The following is an 8,158-nucleotide window of genomic DNA, read 5'->3' as shown; positions in this document are numbered from 1 at the left end:
CGCTTTCTGCTGGCCGGCGTGTTTCTTGCTGGCGGCATCCCCGACAAGACGTTGGAGACAGTTGGTGAAATCCGTTCCCGCCAGACTTCGCGCCCGCTGAATTCCACCAATCTTGTGGAACTTGCCCGGTTGGAATCCACGGCCCATTTTAACAAAGGCGACGCGGCGACCGCGGAAAAAATACTGCTCGATGCCCGCCGGCAACACCCGCGAAACTCCGGGCTGTCGGATGCGCTCTTCCAGATGTATGTACAGGCCAATCGTCTGACCAACGCGCTCTCGACGCTGGAGGAGAGCCTGAAGCTGGACCCTGGCAACACAGCCGCACTGCTGAACAAGGCCTACGTGTGCATGCAGCTCAAAGACTATGATGAAGCCAGCAACGCCGTCAGCGCGGTGCTGAAAAAGGAGCCCGATAACCCGCAAGCGCTGCTCGACCGGGGCGCCATTTGCATTCAAACGAAGGCTTACAAAGATGCTGTGGCCCCGCTCAACCAGCTCCTCAAACTACAGCCCGACAACCGCATCGCGCTGATGAATCGCGCCATTGCCAATTTGCAGAGCGATCAACTGGACGCGGCCCAACGCGATTACGAAACGCTGCAAAGGCTGGTTCCCACGCTGTATCGCGTTTACTATGGGCTGGGCGAAATTGCATCCCGGCGCAAGGACGTGGCCGCCGCTGTCAAGAACTACGAATTGTATTTGAAATATGTCCCGCCGGACGCCCACAAAGAAGCGGCGGAAGTTTCCGAACGACTCAAGCAATTGAAGGCAGGATCGAGTCACTGATCCGGCAGGCGTCGGGAACATACAGGATCGTCCCGGCCACGCGTGCGAGTCTCCTGATTTCACGACGCTTCCTGCCCCAGGCAAACCATGAGGTTTCCGTTCAACGTCTATCTGCTCGCGTTTGCCGGCGGGTTCTTCATCACGCTCGCCTCGCTGCCCTTCTGGCGAAGCGTGTGTCTGCGCGCGGACCTGGTGGATGACCCCGGACACCGTAAAATTCACGATTCCCCCGTGCCACTTGCGGGCGGCCCCGCAGTGCTGACCGGATTGCTGATCGCCCTCGCGCTTGGAGCGATGGCCGTCAAACTCGGTGTGTTTGGGTCGCACACGGCCGATCTCCAGTATGGCCTGCGGAAGCGTTTTCTTGAGCTTTCTGCGATCGCGTTTGGAGCGCTCGGCATGACCGCGTTGGGCGCGTGGGACGATAAACATGAGTTGCGGCCCGCGGTGAAATTCAGCGGCCAGTTATGCTTTGCGCTGCTCGTCGCCGCATCCGGCGCCCGTGTCACCTTGTTCGTTCACAGCCTCGTCTTCAGCTACGCCATCACCGTGCTCTGGATCCTGATTGTCATCAACGCGTTCAACTTCATGGACAACATGAACGGCCTTTGCGCGGGATTGGGCGCGATCAGCGCGTTGTGCTTTGGAATCATTACCGCCACCGCGCAACAATATCTTGTCGCGCTGATTGCGCTGGTCTGTGCGGGTGCCTTGCTGGGCTTTCTACCTTACAACTTCCCGAGAGCCACCGCCTTCCTCGGCGACTCGGGCAGTCATCTGATCGGTTACCTGCTGGCCGTTGTTGCCATCCTGCCCCACTTTTACTCACAAAAGCATCCCCAGGCTCTGGCCGTTTTGAAACCACTCCTGGTCCTGGCGGTGCCCCTCGGCGATCTGGTGTGGGTCGTGTTGCTCCGCTGGCGGTTGGCCAGGCCGTTCTATGTCGGCGACAACAATCATCTCTCGCACCGGCTCACCCGGCGCGGTCTGAGCCGGACGCAAGCAGTGGCGCTGATCTGGTTGCTGGCCGCCATCGTGGGAAGCCTTGCGGTGATGTAGAGCGTTCCACTGCTGTTTTTGGATCGTTGCTCATTCCTGTTGCCGGCCCAGACCGATCACGATGGTTGCAAAGAACGATCACGTCCGACAAAGTAGGCGCGTGATCAAACGGTTTTACATCACGACGGCAATTGATTACCTGAACGGTGAGCCGCACCTCGGCCACGCCTATGAAAAGGTCGTCACAGACGTGATCGCCCGCGCCCGGCGCAGCCTGGGCGAAGACGTTTTTTTTCTGACGGGACTCGACGAGCACGGTCAGAAGGTCCAGCAGGCCGCGTCAGAAAACGGGAAACAACCACAGGAATACTGCGACGGACTGGCGATGGTCTGGAAGGAGTTTGCCAAAAAGCTGAACCTTTCCAACGATGACTTCATCCGCACCTCGGAACCGCGCCACAAAGAGGTCGTCCGGGCAATCCTGACGAAACTGCACCTGGCAGGCCACTTTTACAAAGCGCAATACCGGGGCTTCTATTCGCTGAAAGAAGAGACGTTTTTGACCGACAAGGACCGACGCCCGGACGGGAGCTTTGATCCTGCTTACGGCGAGGTGACCGAACTGGTTGAAGACAACTACTATTTCAAACTCCGGGCCGAACAACGATGGCTGATTGACTACCTCGAATCCAACCCCGACTTCGTCCAACCCGCCTCCCGCCGCAACGAAGTGCTCGGCTTCCTGAAGAACCACGAACTCGAGGACCTTTGCATCACCCGTCCGCTGGCTCGACTTAACTGGGGCGTTCCGCTGCCGTTCGATTCCCATTTTGTCACCTACGTCTGGTTCGATGCACTCGTGAATTACATCAGTGTTCCCGTCGCGCACGATGACCCCGCGCTGGGGGACGCCCTGGGGACAAAAGCCAGAAGCCCGAAACCCGAAATCAAACTCTGGCCTGCGGATATTCACGTCATCGGCAAGGACATTTTGAAATTCCACGCGGTTTATTGGCCGATCATGCTCAAGGCGATGGGCCTTCCCTTGCCCAAGCAATTGCTTGTTCACGGATGGTGGCAGAAGGATGGTCAAAAAATAAGCAAGACCACCGGCAACATCGTGGACCCGATTGCCGTCATTGATGAATGGGGTGTGGACGCGTTTCGCTACTACGTCGTCCGCGAGCTGGATATTGGACCGGACGGCAACTGGACTGATTCGAGTTTTCAGGCGCGGTACGCGGCCGAACTGGCCAATGGCCTGGGCAACCTGATCAACAGATCGCTCTCGATGCTGAAGCGTTATCGCAACGGCGTCGTGCCGGATCGCTTCGACGAACCTGAATTCTGCGAATTCGTCATTTTGCACGTTGGGGATACGAAAAAGTCACTGCTCCAAAGCCACCCGCAGGAGGCGCTGGAATGTATCTGGGAGATCGTGACCCTGGCCAATCAATATGTGGACAAAACAGCCCCATTCAAACTGGCCAAGGACCCGGCAAAAACCGGTCGGCTGAATCAGGTCCTTTATACGCTCGCAGAGACGTGCCGCATACTTGCCGTGTTGCTGTGGCCGTTCATCCCGACCGCGGCCGAGAACATTTACGCGCAACTCGGTCTGAGCCATTCGCCAGACCAGATGAGCGGCCTGGCCTGGGGAGGATTGGTCTCCGGCCATTCCATAGGCGAACCCGCGCCGTTGTTTCCGCGGCGTGACCTGGCCAAAACCTGATGACAGCCAAACGCGCTGCCCAAAAGCCTTGTGAGCGGACGACCATTCGACAATAAACAGCGGGCACAATACACTGTTGCACGGCCCGCGTGACGCTTATGAACAAGCTTGTGTTGGCAGGTCTGACGCACCCGGGCACATTCGAACTGGAACCGGGGTTCAACACCCTCGGTCGCAATCCAACCAACGATTTCCGCGTCCACGACGCCACCGTCTCAAGTTTTCACTGCGAAATAGTCGTGTCCGGAAGCTCCGTATTGGTTCGCGATCTTGGCTCGACGAACGGGACGTACATCGACGGTCAGGCAATCCATGAAGCTCCTCTGGTGCCAGGCCAGGTCCTGCGCCTGGGCAGCGCCGAGTTGAAATTGCATTCGCACCCCGTCGAGGAGACCCCGCACAGTCCGATTCCTGAGGTGAAGGTCCAGCAACCTCCCCCGTCCGCGACCATGCCGGACGGTTCGGCCTCGTGCCTCAACCATCACGGGACCAGGGCAACATTGAAATGCGTCAAGTGTCATAAGCTTTTTTGCGAAGAGTGCGTGCATGTGCTCCGGCTGGCCGGAGGGAAGATCCGTGCGTTTTGTCCGTCGTGCTCCGCGCCGTGCGAGCCGCTTCCGGGCGCGACACTGCCGACAGCTGCGACCAAACCAAAGAAACAGTCATTGTTCGGGCGGCTCACCCAGACGATTCGCATCCACTTCAAATGATTGCAAAGCCCGTGAGGTGCAGCGGCGACCGTCGGCCGCCTCGAACGAACCTGCCCGGCATGCTTGAGTGGAAAAATCTGGACCTTTCGTCGAGTTACGCCGCCACTCCGACTGGGATGACGCTGGTCGAACTCGCCCGTGGGGCGAAGCAGCACGCCAAACTCACTGACCGGTTTCATTCCCGGTTCAATGACATGGCGTCTTTGGACGACCGGTTCCTATACAGCATCCTCCGGCTTCAACTCCGGCGTTGTAGTGAGGATCGCGGACAGTTCACCAGGGATGTTATCGGAATCATGACGAGGGCGTTGTCAGCAACCTGCGATTTGCGGGCAAATAATTAGCTGCAGCCCGAGCTTCTGACCAATACTCAGCTCCTGCCGCAACATTTCCGTCACCGAACGGGCTTTTCAGATACGATCTCGCCTGTGTTGACTTCCACTTGTTTGCCGTCCTCCGTCCTGACATAGATTTTGGAGCCGAGCCGCATCTGAATTCTGCCCACCAGACTGCGCCCGTCCGTCAACTGGATCGTTGTCGGTTTCACTTTCTGTGTCGGGTTGTCGAATTCTGTCCAGGAATCCGGAATCATCTTTTTCCCTCCACACAGATTGCATACCGCCTTGCCGGTGCCGAAGCAGGTTGGGCACTGCACGCGCGTGCTGCCGCTACAGACGGGACACTTGCCGACATTTACGGGCACTCCATTTTTTACCTCGATGACCTCCCCGACATGGTTCTGGTTCCACGCCTCCCATCCTCCACTGCTTTTCGGAAATTTTTGCCACACGTCGTCGGCGCTATGGCCTGCGACCTGCATGTGTACCCACACCCCTTTCGACAGTTTCAAACACGGACCGGGACACTCAATCTGTCCATCCTCGCAGCCGGGCGCCGCACAATGAATCGTTCCCGATCCACCGCAGCGGAAACAGGGTTTCGTGGCCTCGATCTGTGCGGTCGAAGCGGGCGTTTCAACCGGAGTCACTGGTTGAGAGGTTTGCGCCGGAGCAGGTGCCGGGGTGGAAGCTGCGGCTTTAGAGGCAGGTGGTTGAGGCTTTGATTGATCACAACCAATGGCGCACATCAACAACAGAGATAAAGCGACAACCCGCATATCCGTTTGTCGAGCAACCATCATGCCGCGCCAGCGCGGTACACTCGTGGTCACAAGTCCGCGAATGAAACCCAGTGTCACCGCATCCTGCCTTAATCAAAGGCAACGTCTGTCCAAAGCCGGACATAACGGATTCTCGCAGCCGCCGATCAACCGGTACTGCAATGCCGCGTCTGATCGCCATGCACCAGAGGCGTGCGTGTTTATTTCCGGGCTCATGCCGACTGCATCGCGGCGACCGCGTTTGTCCGCTTCGCGGGCCGATTTCGCTGGCGCGTCGCGAGCAGCCACGCCGTGAACGCGAGAAAGCCGGCGGCGCAGAGATCCAGATAAAGGGTCTGTCGGCCGGAGTCCAATCCCGCCACACACGGGTAAAGAATCCCGATGATCAGGAATTGCAGAGCAAGCGCCTTGATGGCGCCACCGCCTGCCACTCGCGTCAGGAGCTTTGCCAGTAACAGGAACAACGGAATCAGGATCAACACCGCCGTTCCGAAAAACCCAAACAGCAGGTCACTGAAGTCGCCCATCAACCCGTAAACGAACGCTGTTGCTGCTCCGAATAGAATGCTGATCAAGATGGCGTGCCCGACTTGCGTGAGGGTCAGCGTCAAGACCATCATGGCAAAGATTAACAACCAGGCGCGCTCGGTTTCTCCGAGCACGGCGTTCGTAACCTGTCCCGGCTGCGGCATCGACGGCAGCGCGACGCCCATGCCCTGATTTGAAATGGCGTGGTCGAGACGGAAAGTCAGTACACTGCCCGGTGCGTTGGTGGTCGGCTGAACGTCCGTGGGTGTCATGCAGCCGCCGGGATAGTTGAGCTTCGTCTTCGGCAGGTCTGGCAGTGTGAGCGTCAACAGGAAATCGCGGATCTCCCGCGCCTCCCGTACCTGAAAATACCAGAACGACACGCCACGGCTCTTGAAGGCCATCTTGAAATCCAGTGTTTCGTTCGGTTGCAGCTCGCGCGTCAGCGTCAGCGTCGCGTCCTTGAGTTGCATCTGCGGGAGCACATCCCTGCCATTGAGCGTGGCGGACAGGTCGTCATACATGGCGCGGGCGGCAGGCAGCGGAAATACCAGATTGCATTTCTGCGGAGTCGCGGCGGGATTGTTCAATTGCCATGAAAAACGACAAGTCGTTTCATAACCGCCGTAGTAAGCTGAGCCTTTCTTTCGCGCATTCCGTTTCAACACGATGTCGTGGCGTGTCGCAATGAACGGATTGGCGGTGACCGGACGCCGCACGACCTTTTTCCGCAAAACGGCGGGCTTGGTCAGATCTTCGGACTCGATGCGTTCAGTGATTTCCTCGTCGGTGTAGATTTCAACTTTCAATTCACCCTGCTCCTGCTCCGCCCCCCAGATCGTTCGCACTGCGTCATAATTTGCCCGTGTGACACGGCCGTGCGTGCGTTGAAAATTCGACACCGCCTGACGCAGGTAGATGCGCAGGACCGAAATCGTTGCCATCAGCAGCACCACCGGCATCAATGCCCCGGTGAGACAGGTGAAACGTCCGTAGAGAGTCCAGAGCAGGCTGGACTTTGCCGACGGGTCGGCGTGAGATTTGGATTGCCCGACGGCAGAGAGAAATACGGCAAGGAGCGCCGCTCCCAGAAAAAGAGCGATCAGGGGTTCGACACCGGCAAGGTCGCTTGCGCGACCTGACAGTTTGAGGAGGATTGATTTCATGGCGGGTGACACCGTTTGGTCCGCGGTGCCTGAACGACGAAGTCACAGATCCGAGATTGCTACGCGGGAAGGACTGGTTCATCTCAGGGTTGTGCTGACGATACGCAACATTCGCGGACATGGTTATTTGTTTCGCCCGGGCATGACCGAAAATCGGAACAACTGAGTCTTGGAACATACCGCGGATTTATTGCTGCACGTCGCTCACACGAGCGCTGCGAGCCTGGGGCGAGGAAGGACCACTTCGCGCAAAACTCACGAAGCGTGAACGCATTCAAAAACTTCACTGCGATTATGTCCATCACCTTCCGCAAATAGTTATTCACAGCCAGCCGCAACGGAATACCGCGGGCTGGCATAATTAGCGTAATGAAGTGGCGACGAGTTCAAATGCTGCTCGACAGGACAGGCCGCGTTTGGAATTCTCCGCATGAAGCCACCACGTTGAATCACTATCCGCCGTTTTGGTTGCGCCACAGCAGAACAAAGACCCTAAGATGACCTACGCACCCACTGTCCAGTGTCCAAAGACCGAAATCCAAAGTCGAAAGTTGCTGCTGCTGGCGATGGTCGTCTTGCCAGTGCGATTATTGGCGGTGGCAGGCGATGAGAACTGGGATGACCGTTTTGGGCCGTTGGGGGTGGATGGAAACGTCAATGCGATCGCGGTGAACGGGACCAATGTTTATGTGGGTGGCGCCTTCACGCAGGCGGGCGGCTCGAACATTCTTAATCTGGCCCGATGGGATGGCCGCAGTTGGTCCGCTTTGGGAGCGGGCATCTCCAACTCCCCTAATCCTTATGTTTATGCACTGGCGGCCAGCGGCACGGACCTGTATGCCGGTGGCGCGTTCACGGTGGCCGGCGGCGTGCTCGTCAATCATATCGGTCGCTGGGACGGCACCGACTGGCGGCCATTGGGAACAGGAGTGACCGGCCCGGGCTCCATGCCCCTGGTTCATGCCATCGCTGTGCTCGGGAGCGACGTTTATGTGGCGGGCAATTTCACCAATGCGGGAGGAATCATGGCCAGCAACATCGCCAGATGGAACGGCAGTTCCTGGTCGGCGTTGGGCGCGGGCTTGGCGGGTCAGGCGGGTTCGATGGCGGT

At 58.1% G+C, this 8,158-nt stretch carries 8 protein-coding genes; 6 read left to right on the top strand and 2 right to left on the bottom strand.

What is annotated here, in order from left to right; translation table 11 throughout:
* The 5 genes from VN887_03315 to VN887_03295 all read left to right on the top strand — a co-directional run.
* The coding region (locus VN887_03315) for a tetratricopeptide repeat protein (protein HXT39030.1) at positions 1 to 792 on the top strand (792 nt) is incomplete at its 5' end.
* Between the two features lie 87 nt (positions 793 to 879).
* The gene (locus VN887_03310; protein HXT39029.1) at positions 880 to 1,851 is read left to right on the top strand and encodes an MraY family glycosyltransferase; all 972 of its coding nucleotides are present in this window, start codon (positions 880 to 882) and stop codon (positions 1,849 to 1,851) included.
* Positions 1,852 to 1,951: 100 nt separating this feature from the next.
* Positions 1,952 to 3,523, top strand: a complete 1,572-nt coding sequence (locus VN887_03305; GenBank protein HXT39028.1) for a class I tRNA ligase family protein — start codon at positions 1,952 to 1,954, stop codon at positions 3,521 to 3,523.
* 98 nt (positions 3,524 to 3,621) lie between these two features.
* Positions 3,622 to 4,233, top strand: a complete 612-nt coding sequence (locus VN887_03300; GenBank protein ID HXT39027.1) for an FHA domain-containing protein — start codon at positions 3,622 to 3,624, stop codon at positions 4,231 to 4,233.
* Entirely contained in the window at positions 4,230 to 4,577 is a 348-nt protein-coding gene (locus VN887_03295; protein ID HXT39026.1) for a hypothetical protein, read from the top strand. Before VN887_03300 ends, VN887_03295 begins: the two co-directional genes overlap by 4 nt.
* A gap of 50 nt (positions 4,578 to 4,627) precedes the next feature.
* On the opposite strand, the gene VN887_03290 is transcribed toward VN887_03295, so the two are convergent.
* Together VN887_03290 and VN887_03285 are read right to left on the bottom strand one after the other, a co-directional pair.
* A complete protein-coding gene (locus tag VN887_03290) occupies positions 4,628 to 5,221 on the bottom strand; it encodes a hypothetical protein (protein ID HXT39025.1) in 594 nt (197 codons plus the stop codon).
* 344 nt (positions 5,222 to 5,565) lie between these two features.
* Positions 5,566 to 7,047, bottom strand: a complete 1,482-nt coding sequence (locus tag VN887_03285; protein HXT39024.1) for a hypothetical protein — start codon at positions 7,045 to 7,047, stop codon at positions 5,566 to 5,568.
* A 497-nt stretch (positions 7,048 to 7,544) separates the two neighbouring features.
* On the opposite strand from VN887_03285, the gene VN887_03280 reads away from it, so the two are divergent.
* Positions 7,545 to 8,158, top strand: a 614-nt coding sequence (locus VN887_03280; GenBank protein HXT39023.1) for a hypothetical protein, incomplete at its 3' end; no start/stop codon positions are given.

The organism is Candidatus Angelobacter sp. (genome assembly GCA_035607015.1).
Classification (GTDB): Bacteria; Verrucomicrobiota; Verrucomicrobiia; order Limisphaerales; family AV2; genus AV2.
Note: the sequence above shows the minus strand (reverse complement) of the source record. Positions and strands in the feature narration are given on the sequence as shown.